The organism is Gordonia sp. BP-119 (assembly GCF_016924115.1).
GTDB lineage: Bacteria > Actinomycetota > Actinomycetes > Mycobacteriales > Mycobacteriaceae > Gordonia > Gordonia hongkongensis.
The window spans coordinates 70,802-92,941 of record NZ_JAFFZF010000022.1 but is presented as its reverse complement, the minus strand read 5'-3'; the positions used below and the strand labels follow the sequence as shown (position 1 = coordinate 92,941).

The following is a 22,140-nucleotide window of genomic DNA, read 5'->3' as shown; positions in this document are numbered from 1 at the left end:
GTACGCAGAACCTGCTGCTCGAACAACTCCACCAACGTCGAACCGACGACGGCTTGCGAGGTCTCGTTGACCTGTGCGATGGCCCCGAGATCGGCGGCATCGGCAATCTCGACATCACCCACGGGGCGGGCCGGGTCGGCGACGACCGCGTCGAGAACACGGACGTAGGCCTCGCCGAGGGCACGGACGGTCTGCTGGTCGAACAGGTCCGCGGCGTAGGTCAGCGACGACACCAGATCCCCGGGGGTTCCGGCGTCGGTGTGCGAGTCGACAACGGTCAGTTGCAGATCGAAACGTGCGACGTCGAAGTCGGAGGTCAGGCCCGACACCGTCAGGCCGGGGAGTTCGAGGTCCACCGACGGGTTGTTCTGCATGGTGAACATGACCTGGAACAGCGGCGAGTACGCGGTCGACCGAGCCGGGGCGAGGGCTTCGACGAGCTGCTCGAACGGCATGTCGGCGTGGGTGAACGCCGACAGGTCGGTCTCGCGTGCGGCGTCGAGTAGATCAGCGAAACTCGAGTCGGACTCGACAACGGTCCGCAGCACCAGGGTGTTGACGAACATGCCCACCAGGTCGTCGAGCGACTGCTCGCCCCGACCGGCCACCGGCGTACCGATCGCGATGTCACTTTCCCGCGCGATCTTGGACAACAGCACGGCGAAGGCCGCGTGCAACACCATGAACAAGCTTCCGCCCCGGGCGCGGGCGAGGTCGAGCAGACGGGCGTGCCGGTCGGCGTCGATGACGAACTCGACCTTGGCACCCGCGGTCGACTGGATCGCCGGGCGGGGACGGTCTGTCGGCAGGTCCAGGACCTCTGGCAGACCAGCGAGCTGGTTGAGCCAATATGAGCCTTGCGCGCTGATCAATGACTCGGGGTCGTCCGGCGAACCGAGGACCTCTCGCTGCCACAGGGCGTAGTCCGCGTACTGCACCGGCAGCGGTGACCACTGTGGCGCATTGCCCTGCGTCCGGGACGCGTACGCGACCATGATGTCGCGCGCCAGCGGCGCGACCGACGCACCGTCGGAGGCGATGTGGTGCATCACCACGACGAAAACCCGCTCGGTCGGCGAAACCTCGAGCAGCGCGACGCGCACCGGTGGCGCCGCCGCGACATCGAAGCCGGCCGCGACGATTTCGATGGTCCTCTCGACGACCTCGTCCTCGCGCACCCGTACCGGCGCCAGCGAGACGGGTACGTCGGAGACCTGCAGGATCTTCTGCACCGGTCCCCCGGCCGATTCCGGATACACGGTCCGCAGGATCTCGTGGCGCTCGAGTACGTCGACGACGGCGTGCTCGAGCGCGTTCGTGTCGAGGTCACCGGACAGCCGGACCGCCATCGGGATGTTGTAGGCCGCCGAGGTGGTGTCGAACTGATTGAGGAACCACATCCGGCGCTGCGCCAGCGACAGCGGCAGCTGCTCCGGTCGAGGTCCGGCCGCCAGCGGACGTGCCTGTAGGGTCGCCGAATTCTCCATCCGCGCAGCGAGTTCTGCGACAGACGGGGCGTCGAACAGGTCACGGACACCCACCCGGACGCCGAGGGCTGCGCCGACGCGCGCCGTGACCTTCGTCGCCGACAGGGAGTTGCCGCCGAGGTCGAAGAAGCTCGTCGTCACGCCGACCCGGTCCACGCCGAGGACCTCGGCGAAGACACCGGCCACGATCTCCTCGGTGAGCGTTCGCGGCGCCACGTATTCGCCTGGCTCGGTGACGAACTCGGGCATCGGCAACGCGCGACGATCCAGTTTGCCTGCGGGCGTACGGGGAACCTCGTCGAGGGCGATGACATGAGACGGGACCATGTAGGCGGGCAGGAACTCCGCGGCGAACGCCCGCAGTGCACCCTCGTCGACGCTGCGACCGGCGGCCGGCAGCACGTACGCCACCAACACCGTGCCGCCGTCGGGCGCGACCACACCCTCGGTGGTCACGAATCCGACGCTGTCGTGACAGGCGAGCGTGCCGCTCACCTCGCCGAGCTCGATTCGGAAACCACGCACCTTGACCTGGAAGTCCGAACGGCCGACGTACTCGAGGTTGCCGTCGGACCTCCATCGCACCACATCACCGGTGCGGTACATCCGCTGTCCGGGCACGCCGAAGGGGCTCGCTATGAATCGTTCGGCGGTCAACGGGCCACGGGCGTGATAACCGCGGGCAAGCGCAGGCCCCGACAGATACAACTCACCTGTGACACCCACCGGGGACGGTCGCAGACGCCCGTCCAGAACTGCCACCTGGAAGCCACGGATCGGTGCACCGATGGTGATCGGACCGGACGGCGTGAGCGGGGCCGACACCGTTGCCCACACGGTCGACTCGGTGGGCCCGTAGAGGTTGAGCATGACGCGACCGGGGGCCCAGCGTGCCACCAACTCCGGCGGGCAGACGTCACCGGCCACGGCCAGGACACTGAGGCCGACATCTGCGGGGTCCGCGGCCGCGAGGGCGGCGGGCGTGACGCACGCGTGGGTGACGTCGCGAACGCGCATGAAGTCCGACAGTTCGAGTCCGCCGAGCAGATCCGGCGGGGCGACGACCAGGGTCGCGGCGCTGCCGAACGCCATCATCATCTCGAAGACCGAGGCATCGAAGCTCGGGGAGGCGAATTGCAGTGTGCGCGAAGAAGGCTCGATCAACATATGCGCCTGCTGCTCGGCAACGAGGTCGGCGAGACCGCGGTGGTTGACAACGACGCCCTTGGGTACGCCCGTCGAACCCGAGGTGTAGATGACGTAGGCGGCGTCGTCGGGCGTGACACGTCGGGTGCCATGCATCCGCGAGTCGGCCACGGATGCGAGCATCTCGGTCGCGCCGTCGAGTGCGAGCCAGTTCACCTGATCGGACAGCGCAGGGCGGTGCGTCGTCGTCGTGATCCCGACAGTGACCGCCGAGTCGGTGAGCATGTGCTCGATGCGGTCGGACGGATAGTTCGGATCCACCGGGAGGAACGCCGCACCGGTCTTCGCGATCGCCCATACCGCGACGATCGTGTCGATCGACCGGGGCATCGCGATCGCGACGAAGGAGCCGGCGCGCACGCCACGGTCGAACAGCACCCTGGCCAACTGGTTCGAACGGGCGTCTAGCTCCCGGTAGGTGATTCGGTCGTCGCCGGCCTCGACAGCAGTCTGTCCGGGGTTGACCGCCACGGCGTCGGCGAAGATCTGAGCCAGCGTGCGAGGCGGAAGGCTCTCCGGCCCTGAGGCATTGGACAGTTCGTACTCTTCGACCGGATGGAGGATCGGTATGTCCCCGACCGGCACCGTCGGATCGACGACCACGGTCGAGAGGATCCGGACGAGGCGGTCGGCGAACGTCTGCACCGTTGCCGCATCGAAGAGATCGGTGGCGTAACCGAACGAGGCGAGCATGCCATCCGGGCGACCGTCGTCGTCGACCCGCTCACCGAGGGTGAGCTGGAGATCGAACTTGGCGATCTCGGCCTCCACCGACTCGGGCGTGACCGTGAGCCCTGGGAGCTCCAGTCGCAGATCGGTGGCGTTCTGAAAATCGATGGCCACCTGGAACAACGGATGGTGCGACTCGGTACGTGTCGGACTGAGCTCGTCGACCAGGCGCTCGAACGGCAACTCGGTGTGCGCGAACGCACCGAGATCGACGGTCCGCGTGTGCTCGAGCAGTGTGGCGAAGTCGGTCTCGGGCTCCACCTCGGTGCGGAGCACAAGTGTGTTGACGAACATGCCGACCAACGGGTCGATCTCCGGTTCGCCGCGGCCGGCGATGGCCGTACCGATGGCGATGTCCGAGGTGTTGCTCAACCGCGACAGCAACGTCGCCAGCGCGGCGTGCATGACCATGAACACCGTCGCGCCCTGGGCGCGGGCGATCTCGGCGACACCGCGATGGATCTCCGCATCGATGCGGAAATCGATCCGGCCGCCGCTCATCGACGCCCGCGCGGGGCGGGGTCGGTCGGTCGGCAGGTCGAGCTGATCCGGCAGGTTCGCCAGCGCGGCGACCCAGTACCGCAGCTGAGCCGCGGCGCGCGACTGGGGATCGGCCGGTTCCCCGAGAACCTCTCGCTGCCAGATCGCATAGTCGGCGTACTGCACCGCAAGTGGCGCCCAGTCCGGCGCATGGTGGTCGGCGCGTGCCGAGTAGGCCGTCACCAGGTCGGCGACCAGCGGACGGAGCGAGCCGCCGTCCGAGGCGATGTGGTGCATGATCAGCACGAAGACGTGCTCGTCGCCCTGGCCTTCGATCGTCAGGAGCGCGGCCCGGACCGGAACCGATTCGGCCACGTCGAAACCGGCGACCGCCAGTTCGGTGACGCGCGCGAACACCGCTTCGGCGGCAACGGTTTCCGCCAGTAGCTCGACGCCGGAATCGTCGACATCGAGAACGTGCTGCCGCCCGCCGTCAACGGTCTCGGGGTACACGGTGCGCAGCACCTCGTGACGGTCGACCACGTCGCGGAGTGCGGACCGGAACGCATCGACGTCCAGGTCGCCGCTGAGCCGAACCGCGAGCGGAATGTTGTACGCCGCGGAGGACTGGTCGAGACGGTTGAGGAACCACATACGTTGTTGCGCCAACGACAACGGCACCTCGGAGTCGCGCGCTCGCGGCGACAGCCTCGGACGTGCATCGCTCGCACCGTGTTCGACGAGGTCTGCGAGCTCGGCCACCGAGCGGGCGTCGAAGATGTCGCGCACACCCAGGGAGGCGCCGAACATCTGATTGATGCGGGCGATGACGCGGGTGGCGGCCAGCGAGTTGCCACCGAGATCGAAGAAGTCGTCGGTGGCGCCGACTCGCTCGACAGCGAGTACGTCACCGATGATCTCGGCGACGCCGCGCTGCACGTCACCTACCGGCGGTACGTGGACCGCGGCACCGACGAACTCGGGTTCGGGGAGCGCCGCACGGTCGACCTTGCCGAGCGCGGTGAGTGGCACCTCGTCGAGAACCATGATCGAGGTGGGCACCATGTACGACGGCAGGGTCCGGGAGACGAAACCGGCGAGATCCGCGGTGTCGACGGATTGTCCCGCCACGGGCTGCACGTACGCCACGAGTGCGGTGTCGCCGGCCGGGCCGGCGGTGCCGACGGTGACCGCGTAGGCAACCGACGGATGGGAGTTCAGGGCGTTGTCGATCTCACCGAGCTCGACGCGGAAGCCTCGGACCTGCAACTGGAAGTCCGAGCGGCCGACGTACACGATCTCGGCGGCGACGGCATCGGCCTCGATGCCGTCGCGCGTGGGGGACGCCCAGCGCACCACGTCGCCGGTGCGATACATGCGCTCGCCCGGAGCGCCGTACGGATTGGCGACGAATCGTTCTGCGGTCAGCGCGTGACGCTGGTGGTAGCCGCGCGCCAACCCGGCGTTGGTGATGTAGAGCTCACCCGGCGTCCCCACGGGGACGGGGCGCAGTGCGGCATCGAGGATCAACGCGTGCACGCCCTTCATCGGCGAGCCGATGGTGATGGCTGCACCGGGGGCGAGCGGATCGGTGATCGTGACGATCACCATCGTCTCGGTCGGGCCGTAGGCATTGCGCAACCTGCCGGTCCAGCGTGCCGCGAGTTCCGGCGGGCACACGTCACCACCGACCACCACGCGCTCGACCTGATCGAGACCGGTGGCGTCGACGGTCTGCACGCCCGTGGGCGTGCCGACGAAGACGGTGATCCGCTGTTCGGCGATGAAGTCGGCCAATTCTCGGCCGCCGTACAGATCGGTCGGTGCGATCACCATCGTGGCGCCAGCCCCGAAGGTCGCCAGGATCTCGCCGACGGCTGCGTCGAAGCTGATTGCCGCGAACTGCAGCATCCTGGCGCGCGTCGACGTCGAATAGTAGTGACGCAGATCGGAAGTGAGCGAGGCGAGGCCGGCATGCGACATCGCCACACCCTTGGGCAGACCGGTGGTTCCCGACGTGTAGATCATGTAGGCCAGATGATCCGGTGTCAGCGGTGCGGTGCGGTGCGAGTTGGTGATCACCCGGACCGAGCGCCTGTCGATGCGCGCGGCGACCTCGGGATCGTCGAGCTCGAGCCAACCGTGGACCGGCGTTGCCGCCGAACGCAACTCGGCGGCGAGTTCGGAACTGGTGAGTCCGACCTTCGCACCGGAGTCGCGCACCATGTGGGCGATACGGTCGGCCGGCAGTTTCGGATCGATCGGCAGGTAGGCCCCGCCTGCCATCGCGATCGCCCAGATGCTGATCATCGCGTCGGCCGAACGTGGCAGCGCGATCGCCACTATGTCATCCGGGCCGACGCCGAACTCGATGAGTTCTCGACCGAGCTGGTTCGCGCGTTCGGCGAGCTCGGCGTAGACGATCTTCTCCCCCGCCCACTCGATGGCGGTGAGTTCGGCGAACTCGGCGGCGCTCGCCGAGAAGATGCCCGCCAATGTGCGCGGCGGGTCGGCGGGCAGACCCCGCACTCCGGAGAGTTCGGTACGTTCATCGTCGTCGAGGACCGAGAGCTCGCCCACGGCGCGTGCGGGCTCGGCCAGGGCCTCGGCGAGCAGGCGCCGCAACCGCTCTGCGAACACTGCGACGGTGGACTCGTCGAACAGGTCGGTGGCGTAGTTGAACACGCCCTGCGCACCGTTCTCGGCATCCTCCACGACGGTGAGGCCGAGATCGTACTTCGCCGTGCTGGTGGGTAGATCGAGTGCCTCGATCTCGAGGCCGGCCAGCTCGAAGCGGGTGTCGCTCGCCGCCTGGAAGGCCAGGGCCACCTGGAACAGCGGCGAATGTGACGTCGAGCGCGACGCGTCGAGGACGTCGACGAGCTGCTCGAACGGGATCTCGGCGTGCTCGTAGGCAGCGAGATCGATGGCCCGCACCTCCTCGACGAGATCGTCGAAGCTCTGCCCCCGGCTCACCCGGGTACGCAGCACGAGCGTGTTGACGAACATGCCGATCAGGTCGTCGAGGGCGCGTTCACCGCGGCCCCCGATCGGCGTGCCGATGGCGATGTCCTCCGTCGCGGCAAGCTGCGAGAGCATGCCGGCGAAGGCCGCGTGGAGCACCATGAACGGCGTCACGCCGTTGCGTCGTGCGTAGTCGTTGACCTCGGCGTAGAGCTCCGCACCGAAATCGAAGCGATGATCGGCGCCACGCCCGGACTGCACTGCCGGACGCGGACGATCCGTCGGCAGCTCGATGCGGTCGGGCAGACCCGCCAGGGTCCGTCGCCAGTACTGGATCTGGCGTGCCGCAGCCGATTCGGGATCGGAGGCCTCGCCGAGGACCGCTCGCTGCCAGATGCTGTAGTCGGCGTACTGAACGGCCAACGGCGACCATCCCGGCATCTCTCCTGCGCTGCGCGCGCCGTAGGCGATCATCACATCGCGGGCGAGCGGACCCATCGACAGCCCGTCACCGGAGATGTGGTGCAGCACGAGCACCAAGACGTGCTCGCCTTGCTCGTCACCGTCGGTAACACGGGCCAGACGTGCATGCAGCGGCACCTCGGCGGTCACGTCGAATCCACGCGTGACGGTATCGGCGACGAACCGTTCCATACCTGCGGTCGCGACCGGGGCCGCCGTCAGGTCGGGCGCAACCCGACTCGCAGGGACGATGACCTGGTGCGGCCCGTCATCGGAATCGGGGAACATCGTGCGCAGCGACTCGTGGCGTTCGATGGTGTCGGCGACGGCCGCGTTCAGCGCATCGACGTCGAGTGGCCCGACGAAGCGGACGGCGAGCGGCAGGTTGTACGCGGGCGACGACGGATCGAAACGGTTGAGGAACCACATCCGCTGCTGTGCGAGCGACAGGGGCACCGCGTTGCCGCGGTCCTGCGGGACGAGCGGCGGACGGGAGCCGTCACCGGACAGTTCCACCCGCGCAGCGAGCTGCGCCACCGTGGGCGCCTCGAACAGATCCCGGACCGCCACCCGGGTCCCGAGCGCCTCGCTGACCCGAGAGACCAGTCGTGTGGCGACCAACGAATTGCCCCCGGCGTCGAAGAAGCTCTCCTCGACACTGATGCGCGGCACACCGATCACGTCGGCGAAGATGCCGGCGACGACCTCCTCGACCGGGTCGCGTGGCGCGACGAAGTCGACCACCGACACTTCGAATACAGGCTCCGGCAGTGCTTTTCGGTCGAGCTTTCCGCTCCCGTTGAGGGGGAACTCATCGAGCACGACCACCGATGCGGGGACCATGTAGGACGGCAGGGACTGCGCGATGTGGGCGGTCACCGCGGCTGCGGTGACCTCGGCACCCTCGGTGCGCACCACGTAGCCGACCAGCTGATCTCCGGTGTGCGGGTCGGTGCGGACCACCACCACCGACTGGCTGACGCCCTCGGCCGACAAGAGGGCGGCCTCGATGTCGCCGAGCTCGATTCGGTTGCCGCGCACCTTGACCTGGAAGTCGGTTCGGCCGATGTACTCCAGGACACCTGCGGATCGGCCGACTCCGGCGAGGTCATCGCCACCGTCGCCCTGCGGGCGGTGCCGCACGAGATCGCCGGTGCGGTACATGCGAGCACCCTCTGGACCGAACGGGTCCGCGACGAATCGGTCCGAACTCAGGTCGAACCGTCCGTAGTACCCGCGCGCGAGCTGGACGCCCGACAGATACAGCTCACCCGCGACACCGACCGGAACGGGTCGCAGACGCGAATCCAGAACGTAGACACGGGTGTTCCACATGGGCAGACCGATCGGCACGACCCCCTGGTCCGCGGGGGTGTGACGCCAGTAGGTGACCGCGAGGGAAGCCTCGGCCGGTCCGTAGAGGTTGTCGAGCGGCGCCGACGACAACGCGCGGAACCGCTCGGCGGTCTCGATCGGCAGTGCCTCACCGATCGCGATCACGGCGCGGACGGAGTCCGGGATGCGCGCGGACGAGTTCGTCACGAACATCGCCAGCATGGACGGGACGAACTGCACGACGGTGACGTTCTCGTCGACCATCAGCTGCGAGAGGTACTCGGGATCCCGATGTCCGTCGGGACGGGCGATGACCAGGCGGGCCCCGGTCTGCAGGGTCCAGAAGAACTCCCACACCGACACATCGAACGTCATGGGAGTCTTCAGCATCACCGCATCGGCGGTGGTGAGTTCGTACTCCGCCTGCATCCAGCGCAGCTGGTTCACCAGACCCGCATGCGGAACCGCGATGCCCTTCGGCCGCCCGGTCGAGCCGGACGTGTAGATGAGGTTCGCCGGATGCTCGGGACGCAGCGGGGAGACCCGGTCGGCATCGGTGACCGGAGCCGAGTCCAGTGCACTCGTGTCGGTTTCGTCGAGCACAACGACGGGTGTCGAGTCCGGCAGCCCACTTGCGTCTCGTGACGTGGTCAGCACACAGACCGGCGACGCACTGTCGAGGACGTAACCGTTGCGCTCGGCCGGATGGTCCGGATCGAGCGGCACATAGGCGCCGCCGGCCTTGACGATGGCGTACATACCGACCAGCAGATCGACCGACCGTCGGATGGACAGCCCCACAACTGATTCCGGGCCCACGCCAAGCATGATCAGATGCCGCGCAAGGCGATTTGCCCGCGCGTCGAACTCCCGGTACGTCAGCTGCTCGCCCTCGAAGACGAGGGCGGGCGCATCGGGTGTACGGCCCACCTGTGCGTCGAACAGCGCGACGAGGGTGTCCTCGCCCGCGGCGACCTCCGGCACGACATGAATGGTGTCGTTCCAGGTGTCGAGAAGCAGGTCGCGTTCGGCCGCCGAGGTCAGCTCGATGTCGCCCACGGCGATGTCCGGTCGTTCGGCGACCGTCTCGAGCAGGCCGGTGAACCGTGCGGCGAAGGCCTCCGCGGTGGCCCGTTCGAACAGGTCGTCGGCGTATGTCAGGACCAGGCCGATGTCGCCCGGTGCGCCCTGTGCGTCGACGTTGTCGATGACGGTGATCTGGAGATCGAAGCGCGCGAGACCGGTCTCGTACTCGATCGGGGAGACGGTCAGACCGGGCAACTCGAGGGCTGCGCGACGGGTGTTCTGGAACCACAGCGACACCTGGAACAGCGGATGGTAAGACGCCGAACGCGTCGGGTTGAGCACCTCCACCAACCGCTCGAACGGCAGGTCTGTGTGGGTGAACGCCTCGAGATCGTGCTCGCGCACCTGCGCGAGGAGATCGATGAAGGACTGCTCACCGCCGACCTCGGCGCGCAACACCAGAGTGTTGACGAACATGCCGACGACGTCGTCGAGTCGGGCGTCGCCACGGCCGGCCACCGGCGTGCCGACCGCGATGTCCTCGCTACCCGACAGGCGCGACAGCAAGACCGACAAGGCTGCGTGCACCACCATGAACAGGGTCGAGTTCGTCGACCTCGCGACATCGAGCAGCGCGGCGTGGGTCTGCGCATCGAGGCCAAAGGCCACCTCCCCGCCGCGGTAAGACTGCTCGGCGGGCCGGGGCCGATCTGTCGGCAGCTCCAGCACGTCGGGCAGATCCGCGAGCGCGCCGCGCCAGTAGGCGAGCTGACGCGCGGCGGGCGAGGTTGGATCCTGCTCATCGCCGAGGACCTCGCGCTGCCATATCGCGAAATCGCCGTACTGCACGGCCAGTGGCGCCCAGTCGGGTGCGTCGCCGGCACTGCGGGCGGTGTAGGCGATCATCAGATCGCGTCCCAGCGGGCTCGACGACCATCCGTCGAACGCGATGTGGTGGAGCACGAATACGAGCACGTGCTCGTCGGCCGCGGTCGCCAGGAGTCGAGCGCGCAGCGGCGGTGTGGCGGTCACGTCAAAAGGCTGCGTCGCGAGCTCGAGTACCGCCGCTTCCAGATCGGACTCGGCGACCTCGACGACGCTCGGTTCGGCGTGCACGCCGACGGCGTCGACGGGCAGGATCTTCTGGAACGGGCCATCGGCGGAGTCCGGATACACCGTTCGCAGCGACTCGTGACGATGCAGCACGTCACGCATGGCCGCGCGCAGGGCCTCGATGTCGAGGTCCCCACTCAGTCGGATCGCGAACGGCATGTTGTAGGCGGCGGACTGTTGATCGAAGCGATTGAGGAACCACATCCGCTGCTGGGCGAGAGAGAGTGGCACCCGGTCGGTACGCGGCTGCGGCGCCAGCGGCACACGCCCCCGGCCCACGGTGGTCTCAGCGCGGTGAGCGAGCTCGGCAACGGTCGGGGCGTCGAAGATCTGCCGAACCGCCAGATCGGCACCCAGCGCCTCGTTGACCCTCGCGATGACGCGCGTGGCCACCAGCGAGTTGCCGCCCAGGTCGAAGAAGTTGTCCGTCGCGCCCACCCGCGGAACACCGACCACCTCGCTGAAGATGCCCGAGATTATCTCCTCGATCGGCCCACGGGCGGCGACGAATGCCTCCACATCGACCTCGATACGAGGCTCTGGCAGCGCTTTGCGGTCGAGTTTGCCGGTCGCGCCGAGGGGCATGGCGTCCAGGACGACGAAGGCCACCGGCACCATGTACGACGGAAGAACGCGTCCCAGACCGACACGGAGCTCTTCGGAGTCCACGCCCGCACCGACCACATACGCGACGAGCTGGTCCCCGGTGTGGCGATCATGATGCACCACCACGACGGCCTGCGTGACGTCCGGTTGGGCCAGCAGGGCCGCCTCGATCTCGCCGAGTTCGATGCGCTGCCCGCGCACCTTCACCTGGAAGTCGGTGCGGCCGATGAACTCCAGCTCGTCGGATGCAGTCCAGCGCACCAGATCACCGGTCCGGTACATACGCGCGCCCGGGACGAACGGGTCGGCGACGAACCGGTCGGCGGTCAGGTCCGGTCGTCCGAGATAACCGCGAGCCAGCTGGTCGCCGGACAGGTACAACTCACCCGCGACACCGACCGGCACCGGATGCAGGCGCCCGTCGAGGACGCGCGCACGCACGCTCCGGCCCGGTGCGCCCATCGGCACGACCGCACCCTCGGTCAGCGTGGCGGGGTCGAACTCATCGGCGAGGGTGACGGTCACCGCGGACTCGGTGGGACCGTAACCGTTGCGAACGCGCAGTCCGGCCTCGGCCGCGCGAGTCGCGAGCGAATACGAGATCGCCTCGCCACCGACACGGAGGTATCGAAGCGAACCGGCGAAGCCGGTATCGGTACCGGTACCCAGCATCACCTCGAGCACCGACGGCACGAAGTGCGCCGCGGTCACGCGTTCGCGTCCGATCAACGCGGCCAGGTAGTCGATGTCGCGATGGCCTCCCGGGCGCGCGATGGCCACTCGGCCGCCGCGCTGTAGTCCGCCGAACATCTCCCACACCGACACGTCGAAGGTGGGTGCCGACTTGTGCAGGACCACATCGGCTTCGGTCATCCCGGCGGCGTCGCCGATCCACCGCAGTTGCGCCGCGATCGCACGATGAGACACCACAACGCCCTTGGGACGTCCGGTCGAACCGGAGGTGAAGTACACATAGGCCGGGTTCTCCGGACGCACGGCGCCACGCCGATCGGCATCGGTCACCGGTCGGCCCGACGCCGCGAGGCCGAGCTCGTCGACGCGCACGACGGAATAGCCGTCGAGCGGTAGCTCCGACTCTTCGGTCCCGCCGATCACCACACACACCGGCGCTGCGGCTGCGAGTACATGGGCATTGCGTTCGGCAGGCTGTTCGGAGTCGAGCGGCACATAGGCGCCACCGGCCTCGACGACGGCGTAGGCAGCGACGAGCGACTGCACCGACCTGCCGACGGCCAGCGCGACCGTCGACTCCGGGCCGACACCGAGTGCGATGAGGTCACGCGCGACGCGCGTCACCCGATCCTCGAATTCGCGGTACGTGAGCGACGACTCGTCGTCGGAGACCGCCACCGCGTCCGGAGTCCGCGCCGCCTGATCGTGGAAATCGTCGAGCAACAGACGTGCGTCGACCGGAACATAATGGTCGGAGCCGCGGGCGGCCGCACTCGACGCCTCCGCGTCGGTGAGCAGAGGGAGGTCGCCGACGGCCGTTGCCGGCGCGTCGACCATGTGGTCGAGCAGGCGCAAGTACCAGTGTGCGAAGCGCTCGACCGTGGCTTCGTCGAACAGATCGGTCGCGTAGGCAAAGGTGACGCCGTATCCCGAGTCGGCGTTCTCTGTGACGGTCACACCGAGATCGAACTTGGCGATCTGGGTCCGGATACCCTCGGCGGCCACGGTCAGGCCCGGCAATTCGAGCGTCGGATCCGAGAAGTTCTCGAGCGCGAACTGCACCTGATACAGCGGCGTATGTGCGGTGGTTCGGACCGGGTTGAGGACCTCGACGAGGCGTTCGAAAGGAATGTCGGCGTGCTCGAAAGCTGCCAGATCACGTTGGCGGACCTCGGCCAGGACGTCGGTGAACGACGAATCCGGGTCGATCTCCGCGCGCAGGACGAGGGTGTTGACGAACATGCCCACGAGGTCGTCGAGAGCCGCGTCGCCACGACCCGCAACCGGAGTGCCGACCGCGATGTCGGACTCGCCGGTGAGGCGGGCGAGCAGAACGGCCAGTGCGCCGTGCAACACCATGAACGGCGTGGACCGGTGGCGGTGCGCGAGGCCCTCCACGGCGAGCCGCGTCCCGGCATCGACGGAGAAGTCGACTCGCCCGCCGGCCCCCGAGGCGACCGGGGGACGGGGACGGTCCGTCGGAAGCGCCAACAGATCCGAGATTCCATCGAGTTCCTTTGTCCAGAACTCGATCTGACGGGCGGCCAGCGACCCCGGATCGGCTTCGTCGCCGAGCACCCCGCGCTGCCAGATGGCGAAATCGGCGTACTGCACCGGTAGCGGCGCCCACGCCGGGGGCACCGACTCGACGCGTGCGGTGTACGCCAGTACGAGGTCACGGGCCAGCGGCGCCAACGACCAGCCGTCCGTGGCGATGTGGTGCATCACCAGAGCCAGCACATGATGTCGTCCGGCACCAGGGCCCGAAGAGATCTCGCCAGTGTCGGAGACGATCTCGAAGAGCTGCGCTCGTACCGGGATCTCCCTGGTGACGTCGAACCCGGACGCACCGAATTGCAGTGCCGCACTGCTTAATTCATCCTCGGTGACCGCCATGGTCGGCAGCTCGACCGCCACGTCGGGCATCGGCCGGACCAACTGCTCCGGTCCGTCCGCGGACTGTGGGAAGACGGTGCGCAGCGACTCGTGTCGCGCCAGTACGTCCCGGAACGCCTCCCGCATCGCGGGCACGTCGAGGTCACCGGTCAGCCGGATCGCCATCGGCACGTTGTAGGCCCCGGAATCCGGCAGGAACCGATTGAGGAACCACATCCGCTGCTGGGCGAGCGACAGCGGAATCCGGGCGGGACGGTCTTCTGCGACGAGCGGCGCACGGTCGGTCGCACCCGACGCAGACTGTTCTGCGCGCAGCGCCAGACCGCCGACGGTCGGCTCCTCGAACAGGTCTCGCACGCCGATCGACGCGGAGAGCTCGGAATTGACACGGGCCGTGACGCGGGTCGCCACTAGCGAGTCCCCGCCCAGGGCGAAGAAGTCGTCGTTCGCGCCCACTCGGTCCACACCCAGCACGTCGGCGTAGATGTTCGCGACGAGCTCTTCCGTCGGAGTGACCGGTGCAACGTATTCGGTGCTCTCGAAACCGAACTCGGGCCGGGGGAGCGCGCGGCGATCCAGCTTGCCGACCGGAGTCAGCGGAACCTCATCGAGCACCATCACCGACGACGGAACCATGTAGGCGGGCAGGGTGCGCCCCGCGAGCTCGGTCAGCTCGGCCGGATCGACGGCCATGCCGGCCTTCGGCAACACGTACGCCACCAACTGGGTCTGACCCTGGTCGTTGTCGACGCCCAACGTGGCGACGAAGTCGACTGCCTCGTGCGCACCGAGGGTCGCATCGATCTCACCGAGTTCGATGCGCAGACCCCGGATCTTGACCTGGAAGTCGCTGCGGCCCAGGTATTCGATCGTGAGGGCCCCGGTCGTGTGGTGCTTCCGCCAACGTACGAGGTCGCCGGTGCGGTACATGCGCACGGCGGGATCGACCGGGCTGGCGACGAAACGCTGAGCGGTGAGCGCGGCGCGGGCGTGGTAGCCGCGCGCCAGGCCGACTCCGGCGATGTAGAGCTCACCAGTCGCGCCCGGCGGCACAACCCGCAGCCGGTCGTCGAGAACCAGGAGTTGGGTTCCGCGGACGGGCCCACCGATCGTGATGGTGCGACCGGGCTCCATGGGGTCGCTGATCGCGACCATGATCGTGGTCTCGGTCGGCCCGTAGCCGTTGTGCAGGGATCGGCCCGGCGCCCACCGGTTCACGATGTCGGCGGGCACGGCCTCACCACCGGCGACGAGGTGCTGCAGGCAGTCGAGACCCCTCGGATCGACCGACGCGAGCGCCGACGGCGTGACGAAGGCGTGGGTGACCCGTTCGGCGGCGATGAGGTCGTGCAGATCGGTCCCGCCGAAGACGGTGGCGGGGCTGACCACGAGAGTGGCCCCGGAGCCGAAGGCCATCGTGTACTCGAGCACCGAGGCGTCGAAACTCGGTGACGAGACGTGCAGGACACGCGAATCCGGAGTGACCTCATAGCGTTCGCGCTGTTCCGCCGCGAAGTTGGTGAGGCCCGAGCGGGTGACGACCACGCCCTTCGGGGTGCCGGTCGACCCCGAGGTGAAGATCATGTAGGCCGGGTTGTCGACCCGGGTGGGGTGCACTCGTTCGGCATCGGTGATCGCCGCCGTCGACTGCCGCGCGAGCGCCTCGCCGAATTCCTCACCGTCGACCGCGATCCATTCGATCCCGTTGTCGGGCAACAGATGACGCTCGGACTCGACCGTCAGGCCGATGGTTGCGCCGGAGTCGGTGAGCATGTGGTCGATGCGCTCACCGGGATAGTTCGGGTCGACGGGCACGAATGCGCCGCCGGTCTTGAGCACCGCCCAGACACCGACCACGGACTCCATGGACCGCGTCATCCCGAGTGCGACGAAGCTCTCCGGACCGGCGCCCCGAGAGATCAGTACGCGAGCGAGACGGGTCGAGCGTTCGTCGAGCTCCCGGTAGGTGCAGGACCGCCCGGAAGCGGACACAGCTGTCCCCTCGGGCCGGATCCGAAGACCTCGGTCGAAGAACTCCACCCCGGACTCGGCAATGACTGCGGGCAGACCGCGAGCGGGTGCGAGACGCCGGAGTTCGGCGGGGTCGAGCAGGCCGATCGAGCCGACCGGCTCGTCGGGCCGCGCGGCGAAGGCTGCGAGGATCCTCGTCAGCCGGGTCATCAGGACGCCCACCTCGTCGGCGGCGAACACGCTCGGCAGGAACTTGACCTTGAAGCGCAAGGCCGGGTCCTGCAGCGCGATGAGGGTCAGCGGGTAGTGCGAGGCGTCGTGGACGTCGACGTCGAGGACGTTCAGCCCGCCGAGGTCGAGGGCCTCGGAGAGGGCGCTGCGATCGACCGGGTAGGACTCGAAGACGGTCAATGTGTCGAAGAGCGTACCCATACCGGTCGCGCGCTGGATGTCGGTCAGGCCGACGAGATGGTGGTCGAGCAGATCGGCCTGCTCGCCCTGCAGGCGTCGGACCAGTGCGGCGATCGACTCGTTCTCGTCGAACCGGACCCGGACGGGAAGAGTGTTGATGAAGAGTCCGACCATCGCCTCGATGCCCGCGAGTGCCGGGGGTCGCCCCGAGACCGTGGCGCCGAAGACGACGTCGGTACGTCCGCTCGTGCGCGCGAGCAGCACGCCCCAGGCGGCCTGCACGAGCGTGTTCGCAGTGACGCCCAGTTCGCGTGCGAGAGCGACGATCCCACTCTCGATCTCGGCGCCGAGATCGACGGTCAGCTCTTCGGGAACGGGCAGCGACCCTTCCGGGGCGACCGATGCCAACAGCGTCGGCTCCTCGAGACCGTCGAGCGCACGCGTCCACACATCGAGCGATTCCGGAACATTCTGGCGGGCAAGCCATTCGAGGAATGTCCGGTACGAGCGCCCAGGAGTGAAGGCGCGAGCTCCCGCGGTGGCGTACAGCTGCAGCAGGTCCGCCAGGATGAGCGGCAGAGACCAACCGTCTGCCAGCAGGTGATGGTTGGTGATCGCCAGCCGGTACCGGTGCGGGCCGGTCCTGATGAGCATCATGCGCACCAGCGGGGGCGTTGTCAGGTCGAACCTCGCGATGCGGTCGGCCTCGATCAGCGCCTGGGCCCGTGCCGCGATGTCGTCGTCATCCAATCCCTGCCCGGTGAGATCGACCTCGGTGAACGGTAGCGGCGCGTCCACGACGACCGGCTGGGCGGGCACGCCGTCCGCGTCGTAGACGAATGCCGTGCGCAGACTGTCGTGCCGGTCGACGAGTGCCTGACCCGCACGCCGCATCCGATCAGTGTCCACGACACCTTCCACATCGGCGACCACCTGCGCGGTGTACACGTCGAGGAACTGATCGGCGAGCTGGGTGTGGAAGAGCAGGCCCGACTGCAGCGGCGAGAGCGACCAGACGTCGGCGAGCGTGGGATAGCGCGCTTCCCATGCTTCGATCTGACTCTGGCCCACCGTCACGAGCGGAAGGTCTGACGGAGTGAAGCCACCCCGGCGCTGCCGGGTGGCATGCTGCGCGAGGGCCTGCAGAGCCTGCTTCCACAGATCGGCGAGTTCGCGAACCGCCACATCGTCGAGGATCTCGGAGGCATAGCCGAAGGTCGCTGTCAGGTGCGTGCGGCCGTCGTCGACGGTCGCGATCGCATCGATGGTCAGCGCTGCGGTCAGCGGCATGTCCGGGGAGCGATGGGCGCCGGTCCCCAGGGACTCCGCATCCGGCAGCCACCCGACCTCGCGCAGCTCGGCAGGGATGTCGCCGGAGGACAATCGACCCAGATAGTTGAACGCGATCTGCGGCTGCGGCCAGGTGCGCATCGCCTCCGCGGTCGTGGGATTGAGTGCGCGCAGGAGGCCGTAGCCGATCCCGCTGCCCGGAACGACGAGCAGCTGCTCCTTCACCCACTTCAGTGCCTCGACGGCCGACTCACCGCCACCGAGCGCGTCGGCGAGGTCGAGACCGGCGACATCCAGGCGCACCGGGTGAACTGTGGTGAACCAGCCGACGGTCTGCGACAGGTCGGCGCCGCCGATCGCGGCCTCATCGCGTCCGTGCCCCTCGAGCGCGATCAGACACGCGTGCTCCGGGAGGCCACGACCGCGTCGCCAGGCGGCCAAGGCGACCGCGAGAGCGGTGAGCAGCGGGGTGTTCACGCTGCTACGGAATTGGGACGGAAGCGTGTTGAGAACGGCGTCGGTGGTGCGCGCATCGAGTGTGACCTCGACGGTCCGCTCCGTCGCCGCGACATCGACATCGTGGTCGAGGTAACGCGAACCCACGGCCACATCGGGTTGCGCGGCGATCGCACGCCACGTCTCGAATTCACCCAGACGTTCTGCGGCCGATGCCGATTCGTTGAGCCCGTGAGTCCACCGTCGCATCGAGGTGCCCATCGCGCCGAGTACCGGTTCGGCACCGGCGGCCACCTGAGCCCACGCCATGGCGAAGTCCGGTACGAGTACGCGCCACGAGACGGCGTCGACGGCGAGGTGGTGGATCAGGACGAGGACCCGGTCGCCGTCGTCGGCCCGCCGTCCACCGGTGAAGCGGACGAGGCGGATGACCGCCCCCGCGCGCGGGTCGAGCGACTCCGCTGCGATCCGCGTCTCCTCCGCGACCTGGGCGGCGAAGGCGTCCGTGCCCGGTACGGCGACTGCCGGCACCTCGCGCACGACGTCTTCGGCCGACACGGAACCGACGGGACGGGTGAGCAGGACGGGCGTGTGGGTCTCGTCGTCCGGGGCGGCACCACGCGGGTCGGTGTCGACGAGTTGGACCCGCAGCATGTCGTGGCGATCGAGCACAGCCTGCACGGTCGAGAGCACGGCCCCCTGCTCCGCGTTCTGCGGGAGAACCAGCACCAGCGACTGAGCGAAGGCATCGTAATTTCCGAGCGAGAGGATCTCGTGCATCACCGGCGTCAGTGGCATCTCGCCGACGCCGCCTCCGGGGAGTTCGGTGAGACGCTTGTCGTCAGGTTGCTGCGCATCGGCGGTTCGTGCCACCTCGGCGAGGCCGGCGACGGTCCGTCGTTCGAAGACGTCGCGCGCAGTGAACACGACACCGGCGGCCTTGGCTCGCGAGACGAGCTGCATCGATACGATGCTGTCGCCGCCCATCTCGAAGAAATCGGCGTCCGCACTGACGTTCTCGACGCCGAGGGTCTCTTCGACCACTGCGGCGATACGCAGTTCGAGTGGTGACTGCGGTTCGCGGTGCGTCGACGACACCGGTACGACCTGAGGGTCGGGCAGCGCATCGCGGTCGAGCTTGCCGTTGACGGTCAACGGGATCTCGTCGAGCACGACGATCGCGCTGGGCACCATGTAGGCGGGCAACGAACGGCCTGCATGGACCAACAGATCCGCGGCGTCGACCGCTTCCCCCGGTTTCGGCAACACATAGCCGACGATCCGATCCTGGCCGGCAGCTCCCGACCGCACCTGGGCGGTCGCGAAATCCACCGACTCGTGCGAGGCCAGAACGTCGTCGATCTCCCCGAGTTCGATGCGGAAACCACGGATCTTGACCTGGAAATCCGAACGTCCCACGTACTCGAGGGCCCCGGCAGCGGTCCAGCGAACCACGTCACCGGTCCGGTAAAGGCGCTCCCCCGCCGGACCATACGGATCGGCGACAAAGCGGCTCGCGGTCAGCGACTCGCGATGGAAATATCCCCGCGCGAGCGCTGGGCCCGCCAGATAGAGCTCACCGGTGACGCCCATGGGCACCGGCCGCAGCCGGCTGTCGAGCACCAGCACCCGGACGCCACTGACCGGTGCGCCGATGGTGACCGGTTCGCCCACCTGCAGCGGCGCCGAGACCGTCGACCAGATGGTCGCCTCGGTGGGTCCGTACAAATTGAGCATGGTGCGCCCGGGTGCCCATCGCGCCACGAGCTCGGGCGGGCACGCGTCGCCGGCGACGGTCAGCACCCGCAACGAGTCCAGATGCGCCGGGTCGGCCACCGCGAGCGCAGCCGGCGTCACACAGGCGTGCGTCACGCTCTGCTCACGCATGAAGTCCGACAGCTCTTCGCCACCGAGCAATTCGGCCGGTGCCACCACGAGGGTCGATCCGCTGCCGAAGGCCATCATCATCTCGAAGACCGAGGCGTCGAAGCTCGGCGACGCGAAATGCAGTGTCCGCGAGCGCGGTTCGATGCGCATGCGGTCCTGCTGTTCGGCCACCAGATTGCCGAGACCGCGATGGGTGACAACGACACCCTTCGGCAGGCCGGTCGAGCCCGACGTGTAGATCATGTACGCCGGGTTGTCGACACGGATCGGTCCGGAACGTTCGGCGTCGCCGATCCTCGCCGCGGACAAGTCCCGGCAGGCCTGGTCGACCTCGTCGGAATCCACCACGATCCAATCGACGGACTGCGGCAGCGACTCCGTGTGCGCACCTACCGTGATGCCCTGCGTCACAGCAGCATCCGACATGATGTAGGCGATGCGCTCGTCGGGGTAGTTCGGATCGATCGGCAGGTAGACGGCTCCCGTCTTCGCCGTCGCCCAGATCGACAGCACCGACTCGATCGATCGCGCCACCGCGAGGGCCACGAACGACTCCGGTCCGATCCCGCGTGCGATGAGGAGTCGGGCCAAGCGATTCGAGCGTTCGTCGAGTTCGCGGTAGGTCCAGTCCACACCACCGAAGGTGATCGCGATGTCGTCGCCATAGGAGTCCGCCGTGCCGACCAGAATGTCGGCGAAAGTACGTTCCGCGGAACGGGACTCGGGAGCGCGACCGGTCAGCCAGGCATGTTCGGCAGCGTCGAGGACCTCGACCCTGGAGACGGGGGTGTCACCGTCCGCGCTGACGAACCGGGTGAAGAAACCCTCGAAACGATCGTGGTGCCGTCGAAGCTCCTGGTCGGTGTAGCGCCCCGGATTGCCGATGAAGTCGATGTGCAGTCCGCCGGTACCGGTCTCGTAGAGGTTGAGCATCAGGTCGTCGACCGGACCGGACGACAGGACGTTGAGCTGGGATGTGATGGCGCCGAGTCGGAGATTGCCCAGACCGATCATGATGTTGACCAGCGGACCGAACTGGCTGCGGTCCGGACCGGCGAGCCCCAGATCGCGATTGATGTCCTCGGTGCGGTAGCGCTGATGCCGCAGCGCACCGATCAGCTGGACGCCGACCGAATCGATCAGAGCCTGCACGGTCGTCCGAGAGTCGACCGAGACACGCAGCGGGACCACGTTCGACACCATGCCGCCGGTGCGTCGCATCGCCGCGGTGGTGCGCGCCGAGACGGGCAGGGAGAGGACGACGTCCTCGGACCCGGTCATCCGGGACAAGTAAGCGGCGAAGGCCGCGATGGTCGCCGGCGCGAAGGACGAACCGGTGGATTCGAGAGCCGATACCGTCTCCGCGTGCAGAGGGGTACTCGCCACGACACTCTTCGCCTGCGCCGGGGCGTGTCGAGGCGCGAAGGTGGCCGGTTCGGGCATGTCGGCCGCGATGTCGGTCCAGTAGGCACGGTCGGACTCGAAACGCGTTGAGTTCCGGTAGGTTTCCTCGGCCCGGTAGAGGGCCAGCAAGCCGTCGTCGCCCGGTTCGGGCAGCGGGGTGCCCTCGAGCGCCGCGGTGTACCGCTCCGCCGTGCGGTTCATCAGCGTGATCGCGCCGACGCCGTCGAGAGCTATGTGGTGCACACGCGAATACCAGTAGTGCAGGTTCTCGTCGATCTTCAGAACCGCACACAGGAACAGATGATCCGACAGCATGTCGAGCGGGGCCTGGTACTCCGCCTGCATCCATTCGTGTGCAGCGGCCCTGGGATCGGCTCGATCGGTGAAATCCAGCCGGACCACGGCTTGTTCGAGCTCCGGGTCGACGACCTGGTACGGCGTGCCGTCCACATCGAGCAACCGGAGATACCCCGATCCCATGTCCTTGCCGACGCCGATCATGGCACGTTCCAGCAGATCGACGTCGAGTTCACCGCGCAGTTCGACGTACTGCGCCATGTTGATCGGCACGTCGGGATTCAGCTGCTGCGAGAGCCACAGCCCGAACTGGGCCGTAGACAACGGGTATGCGCCTTCCGGCACACGATCACCAGCGTCCGCCATCATGCTCCCGTTCAGGTTCGTTTCGCTCCGAGACGACTGGCTCTGGTCATCGCGGCGTGTC

At 67.9% G+C, this 22,140-nt stretch carries 1 protein-coding gene; it reads right to left on the bottom strand.

What is annotated here, in order from left to right; all coding sequences use genetic code 11:
- Nucleotides 1–22,037 (bottom strand): non-ribosomal peptide synthase/polyketide synthase (locus JW364_RS14125; RefSeq protein ID WP_240199100.1); only part of this gene is annotated, 22,037 nt, incomplete at its 3' end.
- Nucleotides 22,038–22,140: the final 103 nt, after the last annotated feature.